Here is a 26242-nt window from a genome sequence, read left to right on the forward strand (position 1 = left end):
CCGTGCACGAGCTCGCTAGCGCGGTTCGCGGCGGTGTGGGATGACCAGGCCGGTTCCCCGGTAGCCGCCGTCCGCGATCACGGTCGTCTTGCCCACGCATCCTTCGCCCCGGACAGCTGCCACGCCTTGCAGTCATTGCGGTTGCCCGGCAGTGGCTGGCCGACCACGACGACGAGCCGCGTGTCTGCATCTATGACGACCTGGTGGTTGGTGGAGTACCGGTAGTTCTAATAGCTCATCGGTGGGCCTGAGCACGTAAGCGCAAGGTGTGGCCACGCCGAAGGCCGACGGTACACCTCGCGTCGCTGTGCCAGTGAGACTGACCTTTCGGGAAGCCGCCGGTCTGCGTCCCGTTGCCGGCTCAGTCCAGTCCGCCAGTAGATTCGAGATGAGCGAGGAAGGTGGCCACGAGGCGTGGGCGGGGGACGTGGGGGACGAGTGCGTCGGGCAGGTCGGCTTCCAGGCCCCACCCCGTGTTGAAGGTGATGCTGCTGCCGTCCGGGACGATGCTGCCCCATAGCCACTTGACGAACTCCGCTGCGGCATGGGCCGTGCAGTCCTCGATGGCGATGCCTTCGGGGGACAGCTTGGCCATGCTCTCCAGCTTCTCCTCGCCGACCGTGATGCCGAAGTGCATGACGGACCCGCGAACGGGGCCTTCGTCCCCCTCGTCGATACGGATGAACGTGTCCGTATTCCGTTCGCGCAGTTTGGCCTCGATCCCCTCGTAGGTCAGGCCCCATGTGGAACCCTCGGCGGGGCCGAAGACGTACATGGTGCGGAGTTCGGCCAGTTCGGACGCGTCCACGCGCTCGCTCCCTCTTCGTGTGCTGCCGTTGGTCAGGGTACGTATCGGGCGTAGCCCTTGACGCCGTAGGCGGCCATCATCACGCGCCAGTAGGCCACGGAATCCGGGTTGTTGGTGACGGTCTCCACGCCCCGCATCTCCTTGTTGCGCGGGTCGTTGAGAGCGGCGTTGTACTTCGTGAGCTCCTTGCGGTCCTTGTCGTACAGGAAGTCCTTCTTGCCGGACTGGTGGTTCGCGCGGAGTTCGTCGAGCGAGCGGTAGCACGGCTTGTTCGGGTTGTTGACGTACTTGGCCTCGATCGCCATGCCGTCGCGGTTCCGGAAGCCGTCGACCATCAGGGTGCTGTTGGGGCTGATGCTGGGTGGGATGGGGACCTCGTACTCGGGGTATCCGGCGACCCGCTTCTGGTAGGCGACCTCGGCTGGCTTCCCGCCGGACACGTCTCCGGCGCGCAGGGAGTTCAGCCATGTCTGGAAGTTCTGCTGCTCAGGGGCGGTGAGGGGTGGGAAGCGCGGGTCCGGAGGTGTCGGTGGGGCTAAGGCTGTACGCGAGGTCCGTTCGGTGGTCGGTAGCCCACGGGGACCAGGAGGGGTACCCGGATCAGCGGGGCGAGGAAGGGTGGCAGGGATGGAAGGGGCAGGAATCCGCCCCCGTCGGGCTGCGGCATGGGGACCTTGGCCTGCGAGCTGTCGAGCGCCGGAGGGATGTTCCCCAGGCGCGCTGTGCGCATGTCGCCGTTGAGGAGCTCGTGCAGGCCGCCGTCGTGTCCTTCGCCGCCGAACTGCGGTCGTTCCCAGATGGCAAGTGGAGCGCCGAAGAGGGGGCTTTCCTCGTCCGGGATCCTCTTCAGCGCTGTGTCGATGTGATCCGCGTATGCGTCGCAGGCGTGGGCGATCATCCGGCAGGGGGACGGCAGGTTCGCCATCAGGGTCTCGTCCTCGCCGACCTCGGATGGAGGCGGGGTCTTGCCGACGAACACGGTGAAGAAGGTCTGGACGGCTGCGGCGGTCTCGCCGAGCTGTTGGGCGGTCGCGGTACGCCAGGCGCTCTCGGAGTCCCAGTAGGCGTCGTCCAGGATGCCCGCCGCCGAACGCCAGGCGTTGGCCGTCTTGCGGAGCTTGTCCCGCTGGCCGTGGAAGCGGGAGCTGAGCAGGTACTGGTCGGTCCAACTGGTCTCGCCGACGACCTCGGGCAGCTCCTCGGCGTTGTGGCGGCCACGAGGGTTGCAGTCAGGCCTCGAGGGCTGGGCGCCGATGTCGGGTGCCACGCTCTGGCCGAGCAGGGAGGCGGCAATCGCGCTCTCCTGCTTGAGGAAGTCCTCGGTGGCCTTGAGTATGGCGCCCGCACCGTTCGCCATCACCTGGTGAGCGAGGCCGGCCGCCTCGAAGACGGTCTTCACCGCCGGCTTGTAGACGGCGGCGAAGGCCCTGCCGGCGTTGTCGTCACCCGCCATCCCGCCATGAGCGCCGAGCTCCGTGAACAGCAGACCCACCAAGTCGTAGATCAGGTCCCGCAGCCGCACCATGGACCACGAGGCGTTGACGTAGTTCCCGGCCTTGTGTTGAAGATTCAAGACTCCCCCGCGCCCTCGACCACCAGGCTGTTCGATGGACCGTACACGTTGGCGAGGAAAGGAGCTCCGCCACACCGGACACGTGGAGCATCTGTGGCCGATTCCTGTCGAAGACAGGCTCGGCGGCTGTCATCGCATAAGTCTGATGTGTTGTCATGCCCCCGGGGACTTCGGCCCGTGCTCGACACAGGATGCCCCGAGTGCCGTCAGCGTTCTTCCTGTTGGGCGGGTCAGGCGATGCCGTTGGACAGTAGAACGCGGGTGGCCTTGGCGCCACGTTCCGTAACGCGGAACCCTCGCTGCCTGGGTTCTGTCCACCGGAACGGGTTCTGGCACACCCTCCCTGACTATTGATCAGAACCACGGAGTTTCGATCGGCGGAGTCCCCGCGCTCCGCACGAGCGTGGCCGGCCAGTGACCTCTATACCATGGACCCCAAATTCGTCAACTTCTCCCGCATGGGTGGCAGCGCCGCCGTATGTTGCTGCTCGCTGACCCACCCGGATGACGAGGACTGCCCCATGAGTACCGTGGCCCCCGAAACGACCGAGGGCGCCTTCGACGCCGTCGCCACCATCGTCGAGACGAACGGCTTCTTCGTTTGGGAGGCTCGGGGTCTCAAGCTGATCACCGGGGACAAGCGGCTCGGCGCACGCAAGGTCGAGCGTATGGAGCAGGAACTCGCCGACCGCGGCATCCATCACATCCCTCGCCGCATCCCGCGCGATGAGAACGCCAAGGTGCTCTTCTACGCTCCCAACGGGAGCGACGGCCTCGGCACGCTCATCCATCAACTCGTGGGGTCCAACGACAACAACGTCTCGAATGAGGCCCTGGAGCTCGTCGGCGACATCCTCAACAAGCACCGCGAGGCGGTTCGGACCGTCGAGGCCACCCAGAGCTGTTGTCAGTAGCTCGATGCAAGTAGGGGCGGTAGGCGACCGATCGGCGGTGACGCCGGCCCGTCGCCGACCGTCACCTCCGCCCGTCTGGGCCCTGGGAGTATGTGCAAGTGAGTGCTGAGGTGTTGGGACGCTGGGTACCGGATCGTCCCGAGGATGTGGCCGTGGTCTTCGCCAAGGCGGACTTCCCGTGGTGGATCGCCGGTGGCTACGCAATCGAACTCGCGGTCGGCCGCGAGCTGCGCGCACACGGCGATCTCGATGTCCTGGTCCTCCGGCGTGATCAGGGCCGCCTACGGAATCTCCTAGCTGGCTGGGACCTGCACGTGGCGGACCCACCTGGCCAAGGGCGGTTACGACCGTGGCGTCCTGGAGAGGTCCTTCGGCCGCCGCTCCACGACATCTGGTGCCGACGAAAGCCGGAGGCGCCCTGGTCGGTGCAGCTCATGCTGGACGAGGCCGACGGCAGCCAGTGGGTCTCGCGGCGAGCCCCAGCGATCCGGCTGCCAATCGACCAACTCGGGCGGACGAGCCAGACCGGCATCCCCTATCTCGCGCCCGAGGTGCAGCTCTTCTACAAGGCGAGGTCGACCCGAGACAAGGACGAGGCGGACTTCGAAGCGGTACTGCCGCTGCTCAGCACTCCGGCACGCGCCTGGTTGGCGGACGCGATCAACGTGCTCGTGCCCGACCACCCCTGGCTTCGGCGGCTCCCGCCTGTCAGTCGAACCTGAGCAGAGGGACGTCGTAGAGGTCGGGGCCCCGAGGCCGCGTCACCGTGGGCGACATGACCTCCACGATCAGCAGTTCGCGGAGGAACTGAGCCTCGGCGCTGAGGAGGTGGCTACTCCTGGTCACCCACATCGGTGCTGGCAAAGACGAGGGACAGTCGCCTTCAGCGCAGGGTGTAATGGGTCGTATCCATTCGGATACTCCGTCATTAAGCGGTCAACAACTCACCAATCTCCTCAGCGCATCCCCACGAGAGCGTGACGCCAGCGCCTCCGTGTCCGTAGTTGTGTACGACCAGGGTGCCGTCTTCCTGCCGCTCTGCCTCCACGCGGACCGTGGCACGCGTTGGCCTGGCGCCGATTCGGTGCTCCAAGACACGTGACCCGGCAAGACGAGGTTCGACCTCGGCACAGCGGGCCAGGATGTCAGCCTCCGCCTTGTCATCGGGGGCAAGGGCGCCCTCGCCGTCGACGGCAGTGCCGCCCAGTACGACGGTGTCGCCGTGGGGATAGAAGCACAGCAGATCTGGGGAAAAGCCGGTGTCCTCGGAGAAGAACTCGGTCAGTCCTGGGTTGGTGACGACGACGTGCTGGCCGCGGATGGGCCGCAGGTCGGAGTCCGGGACCAGATCCTTGGCACCCAGTCCGGCGCAGTTGACGATCACAGGGGCCGGGCCGACATCCGCGAGCGAGGCCAGGCGTCGCTGCTCGACCGTGCCTCCAGCGGCGTCGAGCCGACGCAGGAGGTGGTCGAGGTACGTGGGCATGTCGATGAGTGGCACGGTGAACCGGTAGCCCGCAGTGAAGCCAGTCGGCAGTTCGGCCGGCTCGCACGGTCGGAAGCCAGGCAGGGTGGTGGCCCAGTCCGGCGGTGCCTCGGCGGTGCGGGACGCCTCAATGCCGCTGGTGAGCCGGACGCCCGTCGACGGGTCCTCGGCCAGCTCGCGGAAGGTCTCCAGGGACCGCTGCCCCCACTGGTCGACCTTGTCCTTCGGTTCGACCAAGTACGGCCCCCACATCGCCCCAGCCGCCAGCGACGTGACGCCGGGCACCTGCTCAGCGATCACATGTACTGAGGCTCCGGCCTCGGCGAGAACGACGGCGGTGGTGAGCCCTGCCACCCCAGCCCCGACAACGACAACGCGCTCCCCTGCGGTCATGATCCCGACCCTAACGGCCAGGTGGCGTCGACGGGGCGTGTTCGGCGAGGGCGTGCTCCAGGGCCGGCAGGAAGCTGCGCACGTGGGAGTTACGCTGTCGGCGCCGCAGGTCTGCGGCGAGCTGGTGGAGCAGGGCCGCACTGCGAGGCGAGCGCACGGCATCGAGGCGGTCGGCGGCGATCTGACCGATCTCGCACGCGGCCTCCAGGTCACCGTGGGCGCTGTGCCCCAGGGCCAGCCAGGCCCCTTCGAACATGGCCCTGCGCTGACTGGGGTCGCCTCGCGGGACGTCGTACGCTCCAGAGCGAAGCATCTCCGCCCCTTGGGCGAGGAACCTCCGTCCTCTCGTTCCGCCGTCGGCCTTCAGTTGCGCGCGGCCCATCTGAATGAGGCCGTACCCCGCCTGGCAGTCCAGGTGGTTGTCGGTGAGGAAGTACATCCAGCGAGGCTCCTCCTGGCTACCGTCCCGGCCGGCGATCAGCTCGCGGGCGGCCCCGCGGGTGTGGGCGAAGTCGTTGTCCCGGCCGGCAGCGGCGTACGCGTAGGCGAGCCGCGACAGGACGGATGCCCGGACGACTGGCGGGGCGGCGTCGCTGGCTCGGCGGGCGGCCTCGCCGAGGGCGATGGCATCCGCGGGGTGGCCGCGGCTGGCCGCCTGGAAGGAGAGGTCGCCGAGGATGTGGGCGCACAGGGGCAGGTCGTTCACCTGGTGCGCTGCCCGCAGCGCGGTGGCGAAGTAGCGCTGTGCCAGGCCGTGGTCGGCGGCGTCGAAGGCCATCCAGCCAGCCAGCTGGCCGATCTCGGCGAGCGCACGGATGAGGCGGCTCGCGACGGCGGGAGCATGACCGCCTTCGCGGATCAGCAGCCCGACCGCACGGAACTGGGCACCCACGTAAGGGAGGTGACGTGCCCCACCGTGTTCGTCGTCGAGCGCGGAAAGCATGGGCAGGTGCTGTTCGACCTGGTCCACGAGCGGATCGGCACCCACGGACGGCGTGATCCGAGGTGCATATTGGCCGCGCCCCGCGGTGCCGTCGAGGTACTGGGCGACGATCGCCAGGAGTCCCGCGCCCGAGATCGCGAGGAACCGGCGTCGGTCTACGAGCCCTCCCATCACCCAGTCCTCCACGATCGCCTCCATACCCTGCACGGTCCAGGGCCGTGCGAGATCCGTGTCCGCAGGGACGAGCGCCGAGGAATCGCCCACGCGGCCCTGCCAGAGTTCGGCCACCGAGACAGGTCTACCCAGTTCCTGGGAGAGCACGTAGGCGGCCATCATCGGTAACGGCGAGCGCGGCAGTGAGCCAGCGTCCCGCCAGTGGTACGGCGCTGACTCGGCCACCGTCCCCGCTCCGAACACCCTGTTCAGCTTGCGAGCAAGCGCCTTGGGGCTCCATCCGAGTTCATCCAGGCACCCCGCCAGTACGTCGTTGGGTTGCCCTGCCTGCGGTGCCACGTGCGACCACCTCTTGCCCCAGTGGTTCATCCATCACTTCTCGCGCTCCCTCATGGTGACGCCCTCGGACGGCTGATTCACCTCCTTCTCAAGGAAGTTGACCGAGTTGACCCGTTGATCGGGTCCTGCGCCACCCCGCTCCTCCGGTGTTCTTGGATCCCGGCGGAAGACGCCGCCCCCGGTGCCGACGGAGAAAGAGGTGGGCCTTGAGACACCGCACGAGCACCTCCCGAAGCCGTCTCGGCAGTGTGCTGGACCACGACACCGGAGCGTCCGGCCCGCGTCCCGGCGTCCGGGCACGCCGACGGCGCCGACGCGACCACGCTGATCACGGATCTGCCGTACGGGCCGAAGGCGGCCGAAGTCGCGCGGGAGGCTGTGGCGGTCGCCCTCCACGACGCCGAGGCGGACCTGCTTGATGACGCCCGCCTGATCACGTCGGAGCTCGCGACGAACGCGTTCGCCTCGGGCAGGCCGCCTCTGGTCCTGTGCGTCGACCGCAGGAGTCAGACCGCCGGTGACCTGGAGGTCGAGATCACGGTCACCGACGGCGGCTGTTCTGACCCCGCGCCCTGCTCTCCTCCAGCTTTTGAGGAGGAGGCCGAATCGGGACGAGGGCTGGTCATCGTCGAGGCATTGGCCGATGCCTGGTCGCTGACGACCGGTAATCACGGCACCCGTGCCTGGTGCCGACTCAGGCGCGGGTCCCACCACTCGCGCGACGGCACCCATTGATGGCCACGCCCACGACACCCCTTCCTCGAAGGAGGCACCACACGGTACGCATCGACCATGCCACTCCACCTCCCCCGCCGACGGCCGCCGTACCGGAGGCGGTGCGCCAGCCCCGTGTCGTCGTCGCCCTCCACGAGGGCTTCTATGGCGCGGCGTCGGGCACCGGCTTCAGCAACCGCGCCTTCCTCACGGCCCTCACCCGCCTACTGCCGCCTGGCCACCTCTCCGTCATCACCCCGCATATGTCGGAGACAGCGGGAGCGCACGACCGGCGGTGGGCCGGCGAAGTCCAGCAGATGCTGCGGCAGGCCAGGGCCGACGTCATCACGATCCCGGAGGTCCAGGCGGCGCCGGACTCGATCCACGGCTCCATGCAGCTGTGCGACCTGGCAGGCGAGGCGGCCGTACGTATCGCCGACCGCGCGAGCCGGTGCCTTCTCATCGGCCTCGACATCCCCTTCCTCGGGCTGGCCCCCTACACGTCGCCGACCACGGACCTGCTGCTCGTTCCCCGCTCCACGACGGCGCTGACGAGGCCCAAGGACATGTCCCGAGTCCGCTGGGAGCGGGACGCCCTGCGGGCGGCGACCGTCCGAGGCGGGCGGATCGGCGCCATCTCCTCCCACATGCGGGGCCACCTCGTCGTCAGTTACGCCGTCCCCCGGGGAAGCATCGTGAGCGTCCCGAACGGGCTGATCCGGGAGGAGATGGCCCGACCGACGAGCGCGCCGCCCCTGCCCTTCAAGGCCCGCGCCGGGTTCCTTTTCGCCATGGGCCGTGCCGTGCCGACGAAGGGCTTCGACGATCTCCTGGAGGCGTTGCACCTACTAAAGGAACGCGGGTTCCGCGCCCCGCACCTGGTCCTGGCGGCGGTGACCTCGGACGAATACGAGCGCCCGACCTCGTACCAGGAGGACCTGAAGGCGAGCATCCGCGCATACGGCGTGGACGCGACGCTGATCACGCGCTTCACCCCCGCGATCCGCGCCTGGCTGCACAACCCGGCCCTGCGTGCGGTCGTCGTTCCCTCGCGGGAGGAGCCCTTCGGTCGCATCCCTCTGGAGGCGTTCGCGGCCGGAGCGGGCCCGGTGGTGGCGACCACGGCCGGCGGGCTGGCCCAGACCGTCGTCGAGGGTGAGACCGGCTTCACCGCCGCACCGCGGGACGCCAGGTCTCTGGCCTCCGCACTGCACCGCGCCCTGACCGTCCTGCCCCGAGAGCGCGACCGGCTCCGGAGCGCCGGGGCGGCCCTGGTGCGCTCGCGCCACGACTACGAGGCGAGCATCGGTTCCGTCGTCGAACGCATCGCTCCTTGGGCTCTCGCGCCAGCGTCCAGCGCGGAGGGCCGAGCGCGATGAACCGGCCGGTGGTGTTGATCAGTCTGAAGTCCCCGCACTCCTTCTGGCGGCTGTCCGCCGAGCACGAGCGGGCGCTGTCCGCCGCCTTCCCCGGTGTCGAGTTCCGTACGGCGACCGAGGAGGCCGTGCCGCACCAGCTCGCCGAGGCGCACGTCTACTTCGGCTGGACGTTCAAACCGTCGTGGCTGTTCGGCGCGCCTCATCTGAGGTGGATCGCGTCCCCGGCCGCCGGCACCGACCATCTGCCCGTCGCCGAGGCCCACTCCGTCGGGGTGGCTCTGACCCGCTCGTACGGGTTCCACGGCAGGCCCATGGCCGAGCACACCATGGGCCTGGTCCTGGGTTTCTCACGCGGGTTGTTCATGAGCCAGCTCGCCCAGCGGAACCGGGCCTGGTGGAAGGACGACCTGGCCGAGGAGTTCTTCGACCTGGCGGGGGCGACGATGACCATCGTCGGCTGCGGCAGCATCGGCGGACACCTCGCTCGTGCGGCCCGCTCCTTCGGCATGGACGTCATCGGCGTACGGCGGACGCCGCCGGTGACCGCCGAGGGTGGGATCACGTGGATGCACACGTCGGCGGTGCACCAGGCGGTCGCCGTCGCCGACGTGGTGGTCGATCTACTGCCCGCCACCCGGGCCACCGACCGCTTCTTCGAACACGACCTCTTCACGGCCTTCAAGCCGAAGTCCGTCTTCCTCAACCTCGGCCGCGCGGCGACCGTCGACCAGGCGGCCCTCCTGGCCGCCCTCAACGCCGGCCGCCTTCGCGGCGCCGCCCTGGATGTCTTCGACCCGAAACCGCTGCCTGCCCGCCATCCGCTGCGGCTCCACCCCCGGGTCGTCCTCACGCCGAAGAGCTCCACGCTCAGCCGCACGTACATGAACGAGGCGGTCGCGTTCTTCGCCGACAACCTGCGCCGCTACCTCACCGACCAGCCGCTTAACGGCCTGGCCGAGGTACCAGTTGCCCGCTCTCCCTTCGTAGGAGGCTGACCGATGCCCACCACGCGCCACCACGACCTCGCCGCCGCCTTCGCCACGACCGGCCGCAATCACCCCTACCTGGCCTTCACCCTGAACTCGCTCTGCAACCTGGACTGCGTGTTCTGCAAGCCACGCTGCATGCCGGACTACGGGCACAAGGACCGTCCCCTGACCGCCTCCGACTATGCGGCCATCGCCGCCGAGGCCGGCGCCTGGAAGATCAGGAAGGCACACTGCTCCGGCGGCGAGCCGACCCTCCGGGCGGACATCCTCGACGTGATCGCGGGCCTCGCCGACGGCCTCGGGCCCGACGCCGCGATCGGCATGACCAGCCACGGCAACCTGCGCCCCGGCCTGAGCGTCGAGAAGCTCCACCACGCCGGCCTGACGTACCTCAACCTCAGCCTCCACAGCCTCGACCCCGACCGATCCGCCGAGATCATGGGCGGCGGCGACCCACGCATCACCCGGCGCACCCTCGACACCGCCCTCGCCCTCGGCCTGCGCGTGAAGATCAACTGTGTTCTCCAGCGCACCTACCTGGACGATGCCTTCGCCGTGGCCGAGCTCGCCCGCGACCTGCCCATCGCCGTCCGCCTGATCGAGCTCCAGAACATCGGCCCCGCGCAGGCGCTGTTCGAGGCCGAGTTCATCAGCGAGGCGGAGGTCCGCGACCGCCTCCACGAGTGGTTCGCGAACGCCGGCGAGGTCGGCAGGGACGAGCTCGGGGTGCGCAGCCCCGGGCGGTACCTCCGCCCGGACGGCTGGGCGGGCTCGATCGGCTTCATCTCGAACTCCAGCTGTGCCACCTGCTCCGACGCCAACCGCATCAAGATCACGCCCACGGGCGTGGCCCGCCCCTGCATCCTCCACAACCGCGACATCCCCCTGAAGCCCCATCTCGTCGACGGCACCCTCGGCGACGCCTTCGCGCACCTCTTCCAGGCAATGCTCGACCGCAATACCAACGACGCGTGGCAGGGCTTCCACTACGTCGACTACGACCTGCGCTGGGACCGGATGGAGCGCCCCGAAGGCACCCCAGTCCTGCCCCTGCTCCCCCTGCTCACCAGGAACGCGGCCGAGCCCGCTTGCTCCCGCGCCTCCAGCGGAGAGCGGTGATGGTCATGGTCGAGGCGCCGCCCCTGTACCCGGGGCTCGGAGCGCTGTACGAACGCGAGCTGGACGCCCACGGCGTCGGGGCGGTGATGCTGACCCACAAGTGGCAGCCGGCCGACATGCTGGCTCCCCACTCCGACATCGACGTACGGGTCCTCCTCCCCCAAGCCCCGGCCGACTGGGAGGAGTGGAACCACCGCCTAGCCGCCGCGCACACCTCCGTGGTCGGCCGGGAGGTCTCCCATCGGCGTCTCCTGGAGCACCCGCCTGGCTTCGCTTTCACCATGGCCGAGGCGGACGAACGGCTCGTCTCCGCACCCGAGCTCGCGACCTGGTCGCTGATCAGCGGGAGCGCCCGGGACTTCCAGCGCTGGAAGTCCCGGGCGCAGATGGCGCCGTGGTGCGAGGTCGACGAGCGGTTCCACCGGGGAATCCTCCAGGGACGGCTGGGCGGCCGGTACCAGCTGGCGGCGGACAGCATCGACAACGTGTTTGAGGACATCGCCGCCTACCGGCGCCACTGCGTAGCCTGGCACTACCTCGCCCCGTGCTGGTTCGCCGCAGCCGCGCTCGCGACACGGACCCGCTGCCCCGGCAAGACGGCCGCCCTCACGCAGTGGCGTCCGGATGGGCTGGACGGGTACGCCGAGCTGTTCCTCGGGCACGCCGAAGACCGACCCGACGCCCCTCCCCGCAGCCCGCGTCACCTCCTCCGCACGGCCCATGTCGCATTGGAGGCGGCCATGCGTCGCGTGCCCGACGCGAACCGCCCTGCGGGCCAGAGCGAGGAGCACGCCCGTACCGACTGGGTCATGGCCGCCGGAATGCTTCGCGTACGCGTCGCCCGCTGGCTGTACTACCTCGACCCGCCGCCCGGCGTGGCAACCGACTACCTGATCCGGCGCGAGGCGAAGGAACTCCGAGCCGCCGCGCAAACCCTGAACGCGCTCGCGGCGGACGAGGCCACCTCCGCCCAGCGGCTGGCCGCCCAGATGGCGACGCTGATCCCCACCCGACCGACCACCGCCGGCACCCTGCGCGCGACCCTCGCGCTCTGGCACCGGCAGAAGTCCACCGTGCAGGACTTCCTCAGCCTCACCCCCGCTGACGTCCATCCCTGACACAAGGAGTCCCGCCATGCACGCGCGTGCGCCCCTGCCCCGCGCCTTGAAGACGGCCAAGATCAAGATCACGACGAAGTGCAACCGGTCATGCGACTTCTGCATCTTCGCCGACGGCGCCCAGGGCGAGAACATGTCCATGGAGCTGTTCTCCATCATCCTGGCCCGGCTGGAGACCATCCCCTTCCAGCAGCTGCACATCAACGGCGGCGAGCCCACCGTGCACCGGGACTTCCCCGCCCTCAGCGACGCGGCCCGCACCCGCCTGCCCGACAAGGTCATGGTTCTGGGCACGAACGCCATCACCCTGGCCCGCAACAAGCGGATCATGGAGGCCACCCTCCGCTCGTACGACCAAATCCTCATCGGCTGCGACGACGAGCACGAGAACTACGACGAGGTCCACGCCGTCGTGCCCCGCCTTCGCGAGGCCGGCAAGACCGTGGTCATCAACAGCGTCCTGGAAGGCATCAGTTCCTCCCGCCTCACGCAGGTCGCGAGGCTGTGCGACAGGTACGGAGCCATCCACGTCACCAACCACGTGCACCACGTCGACGTCGGCCAGCCGGCGAACGAGCTGCGCGGCATCTGCGACCGCTACCTCGACCAGCACCTGATGATCGAGATGGATGGGTCCTGCTACCGCTGCTTCAACGCCATGGCGAAGGACGACAGCGAATTCAGCATCTGGGACGAGGACTTCGCGGCCAAGGTGTTCGCGCCCCGCGGCCACCACTTCCGGTTCTGCCTGCGCTGCCACGAGTACACCGACTCCGGCACCGCCCTCCTCCCCGTCCCGGCCCTCACCGTCTGACCTCAGACCGGAGGTACACCACCATGCCCGCAGTCCTCGGACTGAACTTCCACCACGACACCAGCGCCGCCTTAGTCGTCGACGGTCGCCTCTACGCGGCCGAGGAGGAACGCTGGAGCGGCGTCAAACACAACCACCCCACCCGCAAGGGCATGCTCACCGCCCCGACCCGCGCGCTCCAGTGGTGCCTGGAGGCCGCCGGCCTCGAACCGCAGGACATCGACGCCGTCTGGGCCGCTTCCATGCGCCCCAACCCCGCCGCCGGCTGGTGGCTGGCCGAGGAGCGAGACGAACTCGCCGCCCTCCTGCCCGCCCCGCTCGGCGAACACCTCCGCCTCCTCTCCCACCACACGGCCCACGTGCTCTCCGGCTACCTGCTCTCCGGCCACGACCACGCGGCTGGCCTCGTCATCGACGCCGGCGGCTCCTCCCTCGGCTCCGACTTCGGCCCTGGCCGGGAGCGCATCACCGGGTACGACCTGCGACCCGATCGCATCGACCGCCTCCACCAGGGCATTCCGACCGTCGTGCCCAGCCCGGCCGGACCCCGGCGCGTTCACTCCTCCCTCGGGCACTTCTATCGGAACCTCGCGCGGCGGGTGATCCCGCCCGGCGACGAGCCCGAGGGCAGCATGATGGCGCTCGCGGCCTTCGGCGATCCCCAGCGCTACGGAGCGCAGATCCGCGAGCTGGTCCGGCTCGGCGACGACGGCGAGGTCCGCATCGATCACCCCTGGGGCTCGGCGGACAGCAGTACACCGCTGCTGCTCGCGGGCCGGGCCTGGACCGCCGACAACGTCGCCGAGCAGCCGGACCACGAGCGGGCCGACCTGGCCGCCGCCGTCCAGGAGGTCTTCGCCGAGTCGGTCGTCCACACCGCCCGCCACCTGCAACGGCTCACCAAAGCCTCGACGTTGGTGTTCTCGGGCGGGTGCGCCCTGAACTCCCACCTCAACGGCCAGCTGGCCGCCGACAGCGGCTTCGACACCCTCTTCGTGGCGCCGGCGCCACACGACGCGGGCACCGCCGTGGGCGCCGCGCTGTACGGCTGGCACTACCAGCTCGGGCGGGAGCGCCTTCCGGTGCCGACCGACGCGGCCTGGGGCCCGCACCCGGGCGCCCTGCCGGCCACTGCGGTGCCGACCGGGTACCGCGCGCTGACCGACCTCGGCCCGGGTCTGGCGCCCACGGTGGCCACGCTCCTCGCCGATCACCACATCGTCGGCTGGGTGCAGGGACAGCTCGAATTCGGCCCGCGAGCCCTCGGCCATCGCTCGATCCTCGCCCACCCCGGCCACGCCACCACGCGCGACCGGCTCAACGCGATCAAGAAGCGAGCCTCATACCGCCCCTTCGCGCCGGCGGTCCTCGCCGAGCACGCCACGGAGTGGTTCATGTCGGAGGGCGACCCCTTCATGAACCGTGTCGCCCGCGTCCGCCGATGCCGAGCGGACCGCATCGCCGCGGTCACCCACCACGACGGCACCGCCCGCGTCCAGTCCGTCCCCCCCGACCACCAGGGCCTGCACGAACTCCTGGACCGGTTCCACGAGAGCACCGGACTGCCGCTGCTGCTGAACACCTCCTTCAACCGCAAGGGCACCCCAATCCTGCGAACCGCCGAGCAGGCCGTGGCAGCGGCGGCGGACCTGAGCCTCGACGCCCTGGCGATCGGCGACACCCTGCTGCTTGCCGATCGCGTGCCCGACCCCCGTGCCACGACCCTCCGTACGAGGTGAGGCGCATGAACCCCGTCGCCCTGGACCACGTCCTGACCGTGCTCGGCGCCGCCGCGTGGGGCACGGACGAGCAGTCCCGCGCCCGCGTCGCCGGCGCCCTCGCCCTCACCGTCTACGACGGCCGCACCCGCGACCAGGGGACCCCGTACCTGGAACACCCGCTGGCCGTCGTCACGCTCTTGCGCGCCGAGAACAGGGTCAGCCACCCCGAGACCCTCCTCCTCGCCCTCCTCCACGACGCCCTGGAGGTGGCCCCCGAATCGGAGGCGCTGCTCGTCCAGCACGTCGGCGCCCCGTTCACCAGTCGCCTGCGTGCGATGACGGCCGACCACCGCCTCGAACAGCGCCCGAAGGCCGTCGGCGACGAGACCCGCTGGCGCTTCAAGCAGGCCGCGCTCCCGCCCGAGGACCTCCTCGTCCGGCTCGCCGACCGCCTCCACAACCTGCGCGATCTCGCCGCCTCGCCCAACCTCGACCGGCGCCGACGCTTCCTCCAGAGCCTGGAGGACTTCTACCTCCCGCTCGCCGAAGCCGCCCGTGGCCTCAGCCCCCAGTTGGAGGCCATGCACACGCTGCTCCACGCCGAGTACGTCCAACAACAACAGGAGGTAAGTCCGTGAAGCGGGTCGTCTAACGATGGAGCCGGTCGGCCGGACCGGCGGCCGGGTCTACCTGCGGATGCTCCACGAGGCGACGGCCGACGACGTGGAGTGGCGCACGGTCCCGGACCACAAGCGCACCTACCGCGTCCGCCGCTGGCGCAAGCTCCGCCACCTCGCCCGCCTTGCCCCAACGGTCCGGGCGCTGGACAACGCCTGCGGCACCTTCGTGTGGGACGACCTGAGCCTGCTGCTCTTCACGCCCGAGATGCGGGCCCGCACAGTCTTCCTCCTGCACCACTACGAGCCGTTGCAGCATGACTCGGCCCCCGTCGAGGCCATGCTCTGGGATCGGCTGTTCCAGGTGCTGCCGCAGTGCGCCGCCGTAGTGTGCGTCGCCCCGTACTGGGCCGACTTCCTCCGGGCCCGAGGCGTCCCCGACGTACGGGTGAACTACAACGCCTTCGACATGACCGAGGTCGAGCGAGCACGTGGCTTCGACCGCGCCGAGTGCCGTGCGGAGTTCGGACTGCCCTCGGACGTGATCGGCGTCTACGCAGGCAAGGCCGTGCACTGGAAGGGCATCGAGAAGGTCTCGGCAGCCCTGGCTGACGCTCCGGGACTGCGGGTGATCACCAGCGGCAGCAACACCATCGGCTTCGACGGCACGCACTACGATGTGGAGCGCGAGCGGTACCTGCGGCTGCTCTGCGCCTGCGACGTCGGTGTTTTCGTCCCCCGGATGCGGGAGGGCTGGAGCCGCTGCGCGGCCGAGGCCCTACTGCTCGGCCTGCCCTGCCTCATCCGCCCGGTGGCCGGCCTGGGCGACCTCGCCGCGCTGACCGGCCAGCCGACCCCGGACCTCGGCCGCCTGCCGGCGCAGGTCCGGGAGCGCGCGACGGCGCGCCAGACCGAGACCAAGGCCGCGTACGAGGCCCTGGCCAGGTTCGATCTGAACTACTTCGGCAACGCCTGGGGCGACCTCCTCGCGAAGGTCGCCTGACCAGCGGCTACGCCTGAGCGGCCAGCTTCTTGGCTGCGGCGTCCAGACGGGCGAGCACGCGGTCCCGGCCGAGCAGCTCCATGGACTCGAACAGCGGAAGTCCGATCGTCCGGCCGGTGACCGCGACCCGAATGGGTGCCTGGGCCTTGCCCAGCTTGAGGCCGTGCTTCTCGCCGACGGCGAGGAGGACGGCCTTGAGGTCGTCCGCCTTCCAGTCCGCGACGGTGGCCAGCTCGGTGCGGACGTCCGACAGGATGTCGCCGGCGCCCGCCTTCATCGCCTTGTTCCACGACGCCTCGTCCTCGACCGGCTCGTCGAGGAACAGGAAGTCCACGTAGCTGGTGATCTCCGACAGCAGCGCGATCCGCGTCTGGGCCAGCGGAGCCACAGTCTCGAACACGTCCTTGTCGAACGCCTCCGGCTGCCACGGCGCGTACGGGGCGACGAGCCACGGGGCGCAGGCGGCGGCGAACTGCTCCGGCGCCAGGGCGCGGATGTAGTCGCCGTTGAACGCCGTCAGCTTCTTCACGTCGAAGAAGGCCGGCGCGGTGTTGACGTCCTCGATCCGGAAGAGCTGCTCCAGCTCCTCGTGCGGCATGATCTCCCGGTCGTCGCCGGGACCCCAGCCGAGAAGCATGAGGTAGTTCACCATCGCCTCGGGGAGGAAGCCCTCGGCGAGGTAGTCCTCCAGCGCGACCTTGTCGCGGCGCTTCGAGAGCTTCTGGCGCTTCTCGTTCACGATCACCGGCAGGTGGGCCCACACCGGCGGCTTCGAGCCGAGCGCCTCCCACAGCAGCTGCTGCTTCGGCGTGTTCGACAGATGCTCCTCGCCCCGGATGACCTGGGTGATGCCCTCGTCCAGGTCGTCGACCACGTTCGCGATCAGGAAGACCGGGGACCCGTCACCGCGAGCGATCACGAAGTCCTCGATCGCGCTGTTCGGGAACGCCGGCTCCCCGCGAATGAGGTCGACCACGACGGTCTCGCCCTCGTCCGGCGTCCGGAACCGCAGCGCCCGGCCTTCCTCGAAGGCAAGCCCCCGGTCCCGACAGAACCCGTCGTACCCGAGGTGATCCGAGCCCGTTCGCTCCTTCAGCTGCTCCCGGGTGCAGTCGCAGTAGTACGCACGGTCGGCCGCGAAGAGCTGCTGGGCCGCTTCCCGGTGGCGGTCGGCATTGTGCGACTGGAAGTACGGCCCCTCGAAGGCCGCGTCCTCGCCGTGGATGCCGATCGCCGCGAGCGCGTTGATGATCCCGTCGATCCACTCCGGCTGGTTCCGGGCCGCGTCGGTGTCCTCGATCCGGAGGACAAACGTGCCGCCGGACTGTCGCGCCACAGCCCAGTTGTAGAGAGCGGACCGTGCACCACCGACATGGAACATGCCGGTCGGGGACGGGGCGAAACGAACGCGAACCGGAGCAGTAGACATGCGCTCCAGAGTACCGACGCTGGACACCCCCTCTGGACCACCCCGCCCGCCCTCGCACCATCGTTTTCCAGCCTTCCTCGCCTCCTATTCGTGCGCTTCCTTCCACCTCCCACATCAGTCATCGATTCCTTGCCCCAGGGCCGTTCACCGCACCAAGTGACAGCAGCGAGGCACGTGATTCCAGAGCACAAGGTGATCAAGACATCATCGCGCTGTGATGAACGCCTCCGCCTCGCGCCCCTGTGGCTTCCCACCCCGGTCGGCTGGCCAGCGCCGCCCCGGCGTGCGTCTTGGCTGCAGAGTGTGACTGTCCGAGTGCATCGCTAGGCTCCCCGCCATGACCAGCGATCTCGGATTCACGTGTACGTGCTGCGGCAGCCACCACGGCGAGCTGCCGATGAACTACTCCGCCGCCGCCCCCTACGTCTGGGACCCGAGTTTCGCCGACGCCCCCGACTGCCTGCTCTCCTCGGACCAGTGCGTCATCAAGGCGCAGCACTACTTCGTCAAGGGTCTGATCGAGATACCGGTCATCGGCAGCGACGAAGTCTTCTCCTGGGGTGTCTGGGTCTCCCTCAGCCGAGAGAGCTTCTCCCGGGCGGCCGACCTGTGGGACACGCCCGGGCGCGAGTCGGAGAAGCCGTACTTCGGCTGGCTCACCACCGAGCTGCCGATCTACGCCCCCAGCACCATCAACCTCAAGACCAACGTCCACACCCGCCCAATCGGCGAGCGGCCCCTAGTCGAGCTCGAACCCACCGACCACCCGCTCGCTGTCGAACAGCGCACCGGCATCACCCTCGACCGCGTCCGTGAAATCGCCGAAGGCCTGTTGCACGGCACCGGCCACGAATCCGGATGACGGCCGAGGCAGCGCTGACCTAGCGTTCCGTGCATGACATCCCCCGACGGCGACATCGACGGCAAGCCCTGCGTGACCATCCGCTGCCAGGACAACTCGTCCGTGGGCGTGACGTTCTGCGACCGGTTCAGCTTCGACCAGGACTCCGTTCACTTCGCCATCGAAGCCTGGGCGCCCGGTCTGACCGCCCGTGTCAACGAGGTGGTCGCCTGGATCTGGGACAACGACCTCACCACGTTCCTGGAGGAGCTGGCAGTGGGCTACCGGGGCTGGGATGGCGAACGGACCTGGCACACCATGGACCGCGACCTCGCTGTCTCGGCCGTCTTCCGCTCCGGCGGATACATCGGCCTGACCTGGACCATTCGCCCCTGGCGGAGCGCGGCGGGCGACTGGAGCGCTTCGGTCACCACGTGGCTGGAGGCCGGCGAGCAGATGTCATCCCTCGCATCCGATGTCCGGCACTTCCTTGCCGGGGAGCCCACCGTCCTACCGCCAGGTCAATGACGTCTGGGTCTGCCTCCTGAAACGCAACACGGCAGCGATCACGACGACGAGGAAGGCGAGTTCAGCGACATGGTCGGCTCTTTGGACGTAGCTCAGGCTCTGCGTGGCGGGATACGCGACAGACGGCAGGCCTGGGATTTTGTCCGCAACTTCGCTGCAGCTTGGTCGGCGCCGCTGGGTGACGACTCCGGCACTCAAGGACCGGAGTTGGAGCAGGCCGAGGCAGCCCTCGGGCTCCGCTTGCCAGTGGCGCTGCGCGAGGGCTACTCACTTCTCGGTGCGACACGGCACGACCTCACGGGCAACCAGGATCCGCTGCTGCCACCCTCCGAGCTCTTCGTGCACGACGAATTCGGAGGAGTCCTTGTCTTCCGTAGCGAGAACCAAGGATGTGCCTTCTGGGGCGTTCGTCTTCGAGACCTCGATCACGACGATCCGCCGGTCTTCGTGCAGTCGCGAGACGGCTGGATCCCCTTCCTGGAGCGGATCTCTCTCGCCTGGGTCGAACTTGTCCTCAGCGAGACGCTGTTCAGCAACGGCCAGCTCTACAACGCGTGTGAACTGCCCGCGGAGCTGATCCGTGAGCTATCGCTGCTGTTCACGCACACCGAGCTGCCCGACTACCCGATGTGGACAGGGGGCGAGGAAGCACCCGTGCGCTGGTTCTCTGCGCCAGGAAAGCTCCTGCGGTTGGACGGGCAGGGTCACCACAGCTGGCTACACGTTCGGGGAAGGACAGCCGCCGACCTGGAGTCGATCTACGCGACCGTCCCCGGGCAATGGGCATGCGGTTACTCCCCGCTCCCCGAAACCGACGAGCTGCCCTTCTGAGTGAGTGATCGCAGGGGAAACATCATGCTCAGTCTCGGCAGCCTGCGCGCTGCCTCGTCCTCGCAGCGCACGTCCCACCGCTCACCAAGCGGCCCGGAGCTTCCCTCTTCGTCGCTCTGCTCGGCGTCGACGGCCTCGTAGAACGCTTCGCCGCACTCGTCATCGACGCCGGTCAGGAACCCGTACGCCTCCATGGCGACATAGTCAAGCGACTCCAAATCCGGCCAGTCGTCGTTCCACATCTCCCCCGGACAGCCCACCAGGCGCTGGACCTCCGGGGTGTCGGCCAGGGCATCGGGGTCTGCCACCGCTTGGGAGAACGATTCCCGGCCGAGACTCACCATCCACAGGCCGAAATGGCAGAGTCCGTCGTCCGAACACCAGCCGCCGAAGATCCGGTCCGCGGCTGCCCACAGGTCCCACGTGAACGCTTCGTGCGTCACCTCGTCCAAGCGCACCTGGAACCGCACGACCTCTGCCGGCGACCTTCGCGACAGTTCGCCACGCAGCCACGCAAGCCGTTCGTCCGGTCCCCGCTCCTGCCGCGGGCACTCTTCGATGAGATCCCAGAATGAATCGATGTCCACGGCTGCACTGTGCCAGGCGCCTCTGACAACAGACGGTCCACGCACTATGTTCGAGCGGTGGAGAATCCGGAGATCATCATCAAGCTCACCCCGGACGAGGCGCTGGTCCTGTCGGACTGGCTGGAGCAGGTGCAGATGACGGACCTCAGCCGTCTCGTCGACGATGCTGCGGTCTGGGCGCCCCTTCATCGCATCGCCGGAACACTCGACAAGTCGCTGCCCGGGATCTTCGCGACGGACTACACCGAACGTCTGGACGCGGCCCGCCGCATGAGCGCTCACTCTGGTGATCCTTTCCGGTCAGCGTATTAGACCGGGGGTGGCTGCGGTGGTGGTGCTTGACCTGCTGCGTTCGCAGCCGTCCGGGACATGGCCGTCACGTACTTCATGTCGCTCGGGTCGCTCCGACGGAGTACGAAGATTTTGGCGAGGGCAATCAGACTTGGCCCACAGAGAAGAAGGGACAGCCACCAATGAGCCTGCGCGGCATAGATTCCGCCCCCCATCATCGAGAGCGCAATCACCGCGCCCACGATGTACTCAATTCGGGCTGTCTTATCCGCTCTGGCCGCCTGGCGCTCACGGTATTCGTGTTCCGCCTGTTGGTGAAGAATCTTCATACGGGCCATACGCTCGCGATGCCCGCGCTGTAGCGACGGCTCCATGGCAGCCATCGCGGCCGCCAGATGCTCCGGATCAAGGCTCTGCCACTGTTTGGCTACCAGGGCAGCCGCAGCCAGCGCAGGGTCTTCCTCGGGCGACCACTCGACGGGAAGGCGGGGTGTTGTGCTCACGGTTGCGCGCCCCCTCCGCCGCTGGGTGCTGGCACTGTTTCGCGCCTCAAGCCTGGCGGGGGCGGGCCCAGTTGCAGGAAGAGGCGCGCCAAGGTTGTATTGATCACTGAAGCCGTCTCAAATGCCAGGGCCTGCCGCTCCGCCACGTTCAGGTTGTTGACATCCAACGCGTCGCCCAACGTGTCGTCCGTCAGATCCGACCAATCATCCAAAGCGAGCGGCGGGGGCGGCGTTGACGCTACCTGTTGCTGGTGGTCTCGCCACATGTGCTCCGGAGCCGGGGTGGCATGACTCATCGCTAGAGCCATGAACCACATCGGGAAGCCGTTTTGCGCTGAATGCTCGACCCCACCTTCGAGCTCCTCCAGGTACATGTTGTGGAGCCTTCGGACCTGAACGCCGATTTCACCCTCAAGGGCGTCCGGTTCGTTTAGGGCTTCAAGCGGCGACTCTCCAGACGCAGCGCCCCTCTGGAGGCTATCGATTAGAGCCTCAGCCGACAGTGCCGCAACCGGGTCAGCCAGCGTACTTCTGAGGGCCGGATTCAATACGGTGGGTCGTGCACGCCGCCCGAATCCCCAATTCATGTACCGAATGACCGCCTTGAGTGCGACGTCCCACGGCGATCGGACGACACGCATAGCGGCGTTCAAGGCCGCTGCGATCCCCTCCATGTTGCCCCCATGTCAGACCGATGCCAGCGCGTAACTGTACTGCGTAGCGACGCCGTTGGCTCTTCGGGTGTGGGCAGAGGGTAGCCAACTGGTTGCGTCACCATTCTGCCCCTCCTGCTCAGTGAGCCTGTTCCATCCTGAATAGTTGCAGGTCAGCAGCGTGTGGATGGCCTGGACGATGGTGCCGCTGCGGCGGGTGGAGCATCTGGCCCGTCGGAGTAGTCGCCAGGACTTCAGTTGAGCGAAGGCGCGTTCGCTGGGCGCTCTGAGGTGGGCATGGTCGCGACTGAACTGCTGCTAGTGCTCGGGTTGTTCGCGGTGGTGATAGCACGGGGTGCGGAAGGTGGCGTCGGAGCCCTGGTAGGCCCGGTCCGCGAGGACGAGGATCTGTCTGGTGAGGCAGGCCTGGGCGATGCCGTGAGAGTGGGCCGCGGTCAGGTCGTGGGTTCGGCCGGGTGTCGCGCGGGAGAACCACAGCGGTGTGCCGTCGGGGCGGGCGATGACCTGCACGTTCATGCCGTGCTTGCGGTGCTTCATCGAGTAGTACGGCTCATCCGCGCGGCTTCGGTCGCTGGGAATCAGGGTGCCGTCAACGATGACGTGGTCGCCTTCACCGAGGCCGGTGAGGGCTTCGTGCAGCCCGAGGGCCCGGGCCGCAAGGACGTCCAAGGTCTCGTCGACGTACCGCCAAGCGGTGGCCTTGGGTATCCCGAAACTGCCTTCGAGCTGGGAGAACGTCTCGTTCTTCCGTAGATGCACCAGGGTGAGCAACGCCTGCTGGAAGCAACCAAGCGTGCGCCAATGGATGTTGCGGGCCAGTCGATGCTCATCAGCAGCCAGGCCACACGCTCGACGAGCTCATGCGGGACATCGAGCATGCAGGAAACGGAACCAACAGGGCCCCTTCGGCCGCCAGCGTGTTGAGTGGAATCACCACGCCAAGGATGAGGGGCCCTGCCTCGTCACCACCCCGCTGCAGCAGCGCGCACCTACGGACCGCAGAGACATGGTTCGTCAAATCTTCCTGTGCCCAGGGATTTGGCGCGGCCGAAAACATCGACTACAACACCACCTACACCAAAAAACACGACCACCGGCCGTGGAAGCAGAGATGGGTGAACAGGTTGGCTCAAATCATCGACAACGGTTCCGCCGCGTCCGGCAAGCGGTGGACCGTCCGCTACAGGGAGCCGGGCGGACGCACCGGGCGTCAGCGGGAGAAGTCGTTCTCCCGGAAGAAGGACGCGGTCGACTTCGCCACCAAGATGGAAGGCGACAAGCGCGAGAACATCTACGTCGACCCCGACGCCGGCAAGGTGTCGCTCCGCCGGTACTCGGACGACTGGCTCGCGAAGAAGTCAGCCTCCGCCGGCACCCTCGAGTCGTACGAGCGCATCGTCCGCCTCCACGTGGTCCCCCACCTGGGGAGCAAGATGATCTCACAGGTCACCGCAGCGGACATCGAGGGCCTGTACGCACGTTGGCGCCGGGATGGGGCGGCCCTCAACACCATCGAGTCCCGGCACATAGCCCTCTCGGCGCTGTTCTCCCACGCTGTGCGCCACAGGCGGATTCCCGTGAATCCCATGACGCAGGCCGAGAAGCTGGAGAACCCTGTCATTCCTGTCGACGACAGGAAACTTCCCAGCTTCGACGAGATAACCGCCATCGCCAAGGAGATCGGGCCTCGCCTGTCTCCGGCGATATGGCTCATGACGTGTTGCGGACTTCGTATAGGGGAATCTCTGGGAGTCTTCCCGGAGGACATGCGCGATGGCACCTTGCGAATCCGGCGGCAGGTGATTCGCTACAAGGACACCTCCGGAAAGTACACGCCGAAATACGCCCCGTTGAAGCACCGGAAAGAAGGCGAGTGGCGCGACATACCCGTGCCTGCTTCCCTTGAGCCGTTCATCGACCGGCTTCCGATCCGCAATGCGAGCGGCGGAATGCCGTATCCCGATCTTCTACGCAAGTCGTGGGACCGGGCCATCAAGCGGCTCGAGCTTCCCGCGTACAACCCGCATAACTTGCGGCATAAATGGGCCACCGTGGCCCTGACCAACGGAGTGTCCATTCACGAGGTGTCTCGCTGGCTCGGACATCGTTCGATCAAGGTCACGGTGGACCGGTACGGCCATCTCACGCAGGACGGCCAGGAGCGCTGCCGTCAGGTCGTCGAGACGGCCGTCGGACCGCACATGCTCACACCAGGCCGAGAGCCTGCAGCGCGCGGTGCTGACTTGGTGCTGACTTGACCGGCCAGAAGAGGTAGCAGACACCCCCCGTACCGCCTCTGACCTTGCCGTTTGCGTCATAACGCTTGGTCCGCAGCCAGATGTTCTCCCACTCACGGCGCCGGTAGACCCTGCGGACGGCCTCGTTGCTGGGCGATGCCGGGTCGTTGGCGATCACGTCGCCGTCCGCCGTGAAGCCGATGACGGTCATCAGATGGCCGGAGGTGCCGTAGCCGGCGCCGGTCAGCTCCTCCTTGAGGAAGGACTGTGACGTTATGGCCGGGATCCCCGCCCGGATCAGGGTCTCCAGCTCCGTGAGCGAGAGCAGCCGGGTCACGACGGCGTTCATGTCCCGGTAGGTGCCGGCGTAGGCGGCGTTGAAGGGCCAGTTGCCGCAGCCCTCGTACTGGTGGTCGAAGGTGAACCGGGCCGCGTGGCAGACCTGCGGGTCGGCGAAGTCCGGGTTCACCCAGGCCAGGTCCTCGTCGCTCGGCCTGCGGCCCCAGTACTCGACGATCATCTGCGAGGAGGTGGGGCTGCACCAGGCCTCGCCTCCGTTGTCGTACTCGGGGTACTGGCCGACGTGGGTGTTCTGCGAGTAGCGCGGGACGGCGAGCTCGCGGTCGAGTCCTGGCGCGGAGGCGGGGACGGTGAAGCGGTCGGGGATGTCGGAGGCCATCGCGCCGAGCCGCCATACCGTGGGGGTCAGAGCCGTGCCGGGGGCCCGGTGGAGGGTCAGGCGCAGCTGGTACGAGACCAGGCGCAGTCCGCTCGACGCGTCGTCGACGGAGAAGGTGTCGGTCCAGATGGAGCTTCTGCCGTCGCTCTGGTCGTCGACCGACGTCCGCTTGATGTCGCCGTCCCCGGCCGCCCACCGGCCCATCACGAACCAGGGGGTGGTGCCGGCGTCGTTGTAGGTGCCGCGCAGCTCGATCTGGATCCAGGTGCCGGGCGGGGTGTCGGCGTTCCAGGAGGCGATGACCTCGGTCGCGGGGACGGTGGAGGTGTGGACCGGGGAGGTCCAGCTCGCATACTCCCAGGTGGAGGTGGTGTCGGTGTGCGGGTCGGTGTAGTCGAGACGGCCGGCGGGGGTGGCGATCGCGAGGCCGGGGCGGTGGCCGGCGACGGCCCGGGTGCCGACGGAGCTGCCGCAGCGCCAGTCGGTGTACGAGGTCCAGAAGCGGTTGTCGACGAGGCCGGGCGCGGCTGCGGCCGACCGGTCGCCGACGTCGTCGCGGGCCAGCGCGGTCGCCGGTGCGGCGGAGGCCGCGGCCGTTCCCGCGGCGGCCGCGAGCGCCGCGGCGAGGACGGTTCTGCGCGGGGTGGAGCTGGTCATGGGCGGTGACCCCCAGTCGAGAACGGTTGAGGCGAACGGACGGGGCTGCGGGTGCGCGTGGTGCAGCGAGGTGGGTCGAAGGCGGTGCCGGGCGTGGACCACTATCGCGGCTCGCCGAGGGCTTCTGCCAGCGATTCGACTCGCGTCGCCGCACCAATATTGGTCTCGTCCACTGGCGGCGCCACGCCCCTGACCTGCGGCGAACGGCCTTCGCCTACGCTTGCCTCCATGACCGATACCGACCGCGCCGCCGACGCGCTGCGCAGCCTGCCGCCCTCCTGCGGGCCGGTGCGGCTGGTCGCGGTCGACGGCCACGCCGGCTCGGGCAAGTCCACCTTCGCCGCCCGCCTCGCCGCCCGGCTGGTCGCGCCCGTCCTCCATCTCGACGACCTCGCCACCCACGAGGAACTGTTCGCGTGGACGGAGCGGATGCGGGACCAGGTGCTCGCTCCCCTCTCGCGGGGCGAGACCGCGCTCTATCACCCGTACGACTGGAATCTGCGGACCTTCGGCCCGCCTCGGGAGCTGCCCCCTGCTCCTGTCGTCCTCGTGGAGGGTGTCGGCGCGGGACGGCGCGCCCTGCGGCCGTATCTCGCCGCGCTGCTCTGGATGGAAAGGGGCTCCGAGGAGTCGTGGGTACGCGGCCGGGACCGCGACGGACCGGCGCAGTCCGCGTTCTGGGACGGCTGGACGGTGGCGGAGACTCGCCATTTCGCCGCGGACCCTTCTCGGCCCTTCGCCGACGCGCTGGTACGGGAGTGTCCTGAGGGTTACGAGTGGCTTCCTGGGCCTTCTGTGGCAGCGAGCCCGAACCACATCCTCACGGAGCGTGATGGATCCCGCCTTCGGAAATGAGCAGCCGGAAGCCCACTTCCGCAAGT

At 68.5% G+C, this 26242-nt stretch carries 28 protein-coding genes and 2 pseudogenes; 17 read left to right on the top strand and 13 right to left on the bottom strand.

Annotated elements, in window-relative coordinates:
* Window positions 1-24 precede the first annotated feature (24 nt).
* From ACZ561_RS18920 to ACZ561_RS18935, 4 genes and pseudogenes are all read right to left on the bottom strand, one after another.
* Window positions 25-227, bottom strand: a pseudogene (locus tag ACZ561_RS18920) (transposase); the annotation flags it as partial.
* Between the two features lie 134 nt (window positions 228-361).
* Window positions 362-808: a hypothetical protein gene (locus tag ACZ561_RS18925; protein WP_470996224.1), complete on the bottom strand. Its 447-nt coding sequence runs from the start codon at window positions 806-808 to the stop codon at window positions 362-364.
* A gap of 32 nt (window positions 809-840) precedes the next feature.
* Window positions 841-1248, bottom strand: coding sequence for a restriction endonuclease fold toxin-2 domain-containing protein (locus ACZ561_RS18930; RefSeq protein WP_470996227.1), 408 nt, complete (start codon window positions 1246-1248; stop codon window positions 841-843).
* Between the two features lie 95 nt (window positions 1249-1343).
* Window positions 1344-2381 (bottom strand): hypothetical protein, encoded by a 1038-nt coding sequence (locus tag ACZ561_RS18935; RefSeq protein WP_470996229.1) that lies wholly within the window; start codon window positions 2379-2381, stop codon window positions 1344-1346.
* Between the two features lie 428 nt (window positions 2382-2809).
* Here ACZ561_RS18935 and ACZ561_RS18940 point away from each other — a divergent pair, with 428 nt between their 5' ends.
* On the top strand, window positions 2810-3295 hold the full coding sequence (locus ACZ561_RS18940) for a hypothetical protein (protein ID WP_470996232.1): 486 nt from the start codon (window positions 2810-2812) through the stop codon (window positions 3293-3295).
* Window positions 3296-3393: 98 nt separating this feature from the next.
* Window positions 3394-4017: a nucleotidyltransferase domain-containing protein gene (locus ACZ561_RS18945; protein WP_470996235.1), complete on the top strand. Its 624-nt coding sequence runs from the start codon at window positions 3394-3396 to the stop codon at window positions 4015-4017.
* Here ACZ561_RS18945 and ACZ561_RS18950 read toward each other — a convergent pair.
* The 3 genes from ACZ561_RS18950 to ACZ561_RS18960 form a co-directional block, all read right to left on the bottom strand.
* Window positions 4004-4141, bottom strand: a complete 138-nt coding sequence (locus ACZ561_RS18950; RefSeq protein ID WP_470996237.1) for a hypothetical protein — start codon at window positions 4139-4141, stop codon at window positions 4004-4006. The two genes, ACZ561_RS18945 and ACZ561_RS18950, sit on opposite strands and share 14 nt — an antisense overlap.
* An 82-nt stretch (window positions 4142-4223) precedes the next feature.
* Entirely contained in the window at window positions 4224-5174 is a 951-nt protein-coding gene (locus ACZ561_RS18955; protein WP_470996240.1) for an FAD-dependent oxidoreductase, read from the bottom strand.
* Window positions 5175-5184: 10 nt separating this feature from the next.
* A complete protein-coding gene (locus ACZ561_RS18960; protein ID WP_470996243.1) occupies window positions 5185-6630 on the bottom strand; it encodes a carph-isopro domain-containing protein in 1446 nt (481 codons plus the stop codon).
* A gap of 246 nt (window positions 6631-6876) precedes the next feature.
* Here ACZ561_RS18960 and ACZ561_RS18965 point away from each other — a divergent pair, with 246 nt between their 5' ends.
* The 9 genes from ACZ561_RS18965 to ACZ561_RS19005 are packed head-to-tail and all read left to right on the top strand — an operon-like array spanning window position 6877 to window position 16104.
* Window positions 6877-7365, top strand: a complete 489-nt coding sequence (locus ACZ561_RS18965; protein ID WP_470996246.1) for an ATP-binding protein — start codon at window positions 6877-6879, stop codon at window positions 7363-7365.
* The gene (locus tag ACZ561_RS18970; protein ID WP_470996248.1) at window positions 7365-8723 is read left to right on the top strand and encodes a glycosyltransferase family 4 protein; all 1359 of its coding nucleotides are present in this window, start codon (window positions 7365-7367) and stop codon (window positions 8721-8723) included. Before ACZ561_RS18965 ends, ACZ561_RS18970 begins: the two co-directional genes overlap by 1 nt.
* Window positions 8720-9718 carry a D-2-hydroxyacid dehydrogenase gene (locus ACZ561_RS18975; protein WP_470996250.1) on the top strand — a complete coding sequence of 333 codons (999 nt, stop codon included), beginning with the start codon at window positions 8720-8722 and terminating at the stop codon, window positions 9716-9718. Before ACZ561_RS18970 ends, ACZ561_RS18975 begins: the two co-directional genes overlap by 4 nt.
* A gap of 3 nt (window positions 9719-9721) precedes the next feature.
* Window positions 9722-10831 (top strand): radical SAM protein, encoded by a 1110-nt coding sequence (locus ACZ561_RS18980; RefSeq protein WP_470996252.1) that lies wholly within the window; start codon window positions 9722-9724, stop codon window positions 10829-10831.
* Window positions 10831-11949: a hypothetical protein gene (locus ACZ561_RS18985; protein ID WP_470996255.1), complete on the top strand. Its 1119-nt coding sequence runs from the start codon at window positions 10831-10833 to the stop codon at window positions 11947-11949. The genes ACZ561_RS18980 and ACZ561_RS18985 overlap by 1 nt, the downstream gene beginning before the upstream one ends.
* A gap of 16 nt (window positions 11950-11965) precedes the next feature.
* A complete protein-coding gene (locus tag ACZ561_RS18990; RefSeq protein ID WP_470996258.1) occupies window positions 11966-12763 on the top strand; it encodes a radical SAM protein in 798 nt (265 codons plus the stop codon).
* A 23-nt stretch (window positions 12764-12786) separates the two neighbouring features.
* Window positions 12787-14502, top strand: coding sequence for a carbamoyltransferase C-terminal domain-containing protein (locus tag ACZ561_RS18995; protein ID WP_470996261.1), 1716 nt, complete (start codon window positions 12787-12789; stop codon window positions 14500-14502).
* A 5-nt stretch (window positions 14503-14507) separates the two neighbouring features.
* Window positions 14508-15122, top strand: coding sequence for an HD domain-containing protein (locus ACZ561_RS19000; protein ID WP_470996264.1), 615 nt, complete (start codon window positions 14508-14510; stop codon window positions 15120-15122).
* A 16-nt stretch (window positions 15123-15138) separates the two neighbouring features.
* Window positions 15139-16104, top strand: coding sequence for a glycosyltransferase (locus tag ACZ561_RS19005; protein WP_470996267.1), 966 nt, complete (start codon window positions 15139-15141; stop codon window positions 16102-16104).
* Between the two features lie 7 nt (window positions 16105-16111).
* On the opposite strand, the gene gltX is transcribed toward ACZ561_RS19005, so the two are convergent.
* The gene (gene gltX / locus ACZ561_RS19010) at window positions 16112-17485 is read right to left on the bottom strand and encodes a glutamate--tRNA ligase (protein WP_470997162.1); all 1374 of its coding nucleotides are present in this window, start codon (window positions 17483-17485) and stop codon (window positions 16112-16114) included.
* Window positions 17486-17930: 445 nt separating this feature from the next.
* Between gltX and ACZ561_RS19015 the strand changes: the two genes are divergently transcribed.
* The 3 genes from ACZ561_RS19015 to ACZ561_RS19025 all read left to right on the top strand — a co-directional run bounded on the left by ACZ561_RS19015 (window position 17931) and on the right by ACZ561_RS19025 (window position 19733).
* The gene (locus tag ACZ561_RS19015) at window positions 17931-18395 is read left to right on the top strand and encodes a DUF2199 domain-containing protein (RefSeq protein WP_470997165.1); all 465 of its coding nucleotides are present in this window, start codon (window positions 17931-17933) and stop codon (window positions 18393-18395) included.
* 33 nt (window positions 18396-18428) lie between these two features.
* Complete coding sequence (locus ACZ561_RS19020) at window positions 18429-18902, top strand: DUF6228 family protein (protein WP_470996270.1); 474 nt, start codon at window positions 18429-18431, stop codon at window positions 18900-18902.
* A 207-nt stretch (window positions 18903-19109) separates the two neighbouring features.
* Complete coding sequence (locus ACZ561_RS19025; RefSeq protein ID WP_470996273.1) at window positions 19110-19733, top strand: SMI1/KNR4 family protein; 624 nt, start codon at window positions 19110-19112, stop codon at window positions 19731-19733.
* On the opposite strand, the gene ACZ561_RS19030 is transcribed toward ACZ561_RS19025, so the two are convergent.
* Window positions 19694-20320, bottom strand: coding sequence for a DUF4240 domain-containing protein (locus ACZ561_RS19030; protein WP_470996276.1), 627 nt, complete (start codon window positions 20318-20320; stop codon window positions 19694-19696). The two genes, ACZ561_RS19025 and ACZ561_RS19030, sit on opposite strands and share 40 nt — an antisense overlap.
* A gap of 57 nt (window positions 20321-20377) precedes the next feature.
* Here ACZ561_RS19030 and ACZ561_RS19035 point away from each other — a divergent pair, with 57 nt between their 5' ends.
* Entirely contained in the window at window positions 20378-20632 is a 255-nt protein-coding gene (locus ACZ561_RS19035; RefSeq protein WP_470996279.1) for a hypothetical protein, read from the top strand.
* Here ACZ561_RS19035 and ACZ561_RS19040 read toward each other — a convergent pair.
* The 3 genes and pseudogenes from ACZ561_RS19040 to ACZ561_RS19050 form a co-directional block, all read right to left on the bottom strand.
* Window positions 20629-21114: a hypothetical protein gene (locus ACZ561_RS19040; protein ID WP_470996281.1), complete on the bottom strand. Its 486-nt coding sequence runs from the start codon at window positions 21112-21114 to the stop codon at window positions 20629-20631. The genes ACZ561_RS19035 and ACZ561_RS19040 overlap by 4 nt on opposite strands.
* Window positions 21111-21488, bottom strand: coding sequence for a hypothetical protein (locus tag ACZ561_RS19045; protein ID WP_470996283.1), 378 nt, complete (start codon window positions 21486-21488; stop codon window positions 21111-21113). Before ACZ561_RS19045 ends, ACZ561_RS19040 begins: the two co-directional genes overlap by 4 nt.
* Window positions 21489-21923: 435 nt before the next feature.
* Window positions 21924-22725, bottom strand: a pseudogene (locus tag ACZ561_RS19050) (transposase family protein); the annotation flags it as partial.
* Window positions 22726-23737: 1012 nt separating this feature from the next.
* Between ACZ561_RS19050 and ACZ561_RS19055 the strand changes: the two are divergent.
* Window positions 23738-24046, top strand: coding sequence for a tyrosine-type recombinase/integrase (locus ACZ561_RS19055; protein WP_470997168.1), 309 nt, complete (start codon window positions 23738-23740; stop codon window positions 24044-24046).
* Here ACZ561_RS19055 and ACZ561_RS19060 read toward each other — a convergent pair.
* Entirely contained in the window at window positions 23994-25361 is a 1368-nt protein-coding gene (locus tag ACZ561_RS19060) for a C39 family peptidase (protein ID WP_470996285.1), read from the bottom strand. The genes ACZ561_RS19055 and ACZ561_RS19060 overlap by 53 nt on opposite strands.
* Before the next feature lie 228 nt (window positions 25362-25589).
* Here ACZ561_RS19060 and ACZ561_RS19065 point away from each other — a divergent pair, with 228 nt between their 5' ends.
* Window positions 25590-26216: a uridine kinase family protein gene (locus tag ACZ561_RS19065; protein ID WP_470996288.1), complete on the top strand. Its 627-nt coding sequence runs from the start codon at window positions 25590-25592 to the stop codon at window positions 26214-26216.
* Window positions 26217-26242: the final 26 nt, after the last annotated feature.

The organism is Streptomyces sp. NPDC039609 (genome assembly GCF_055596705.1).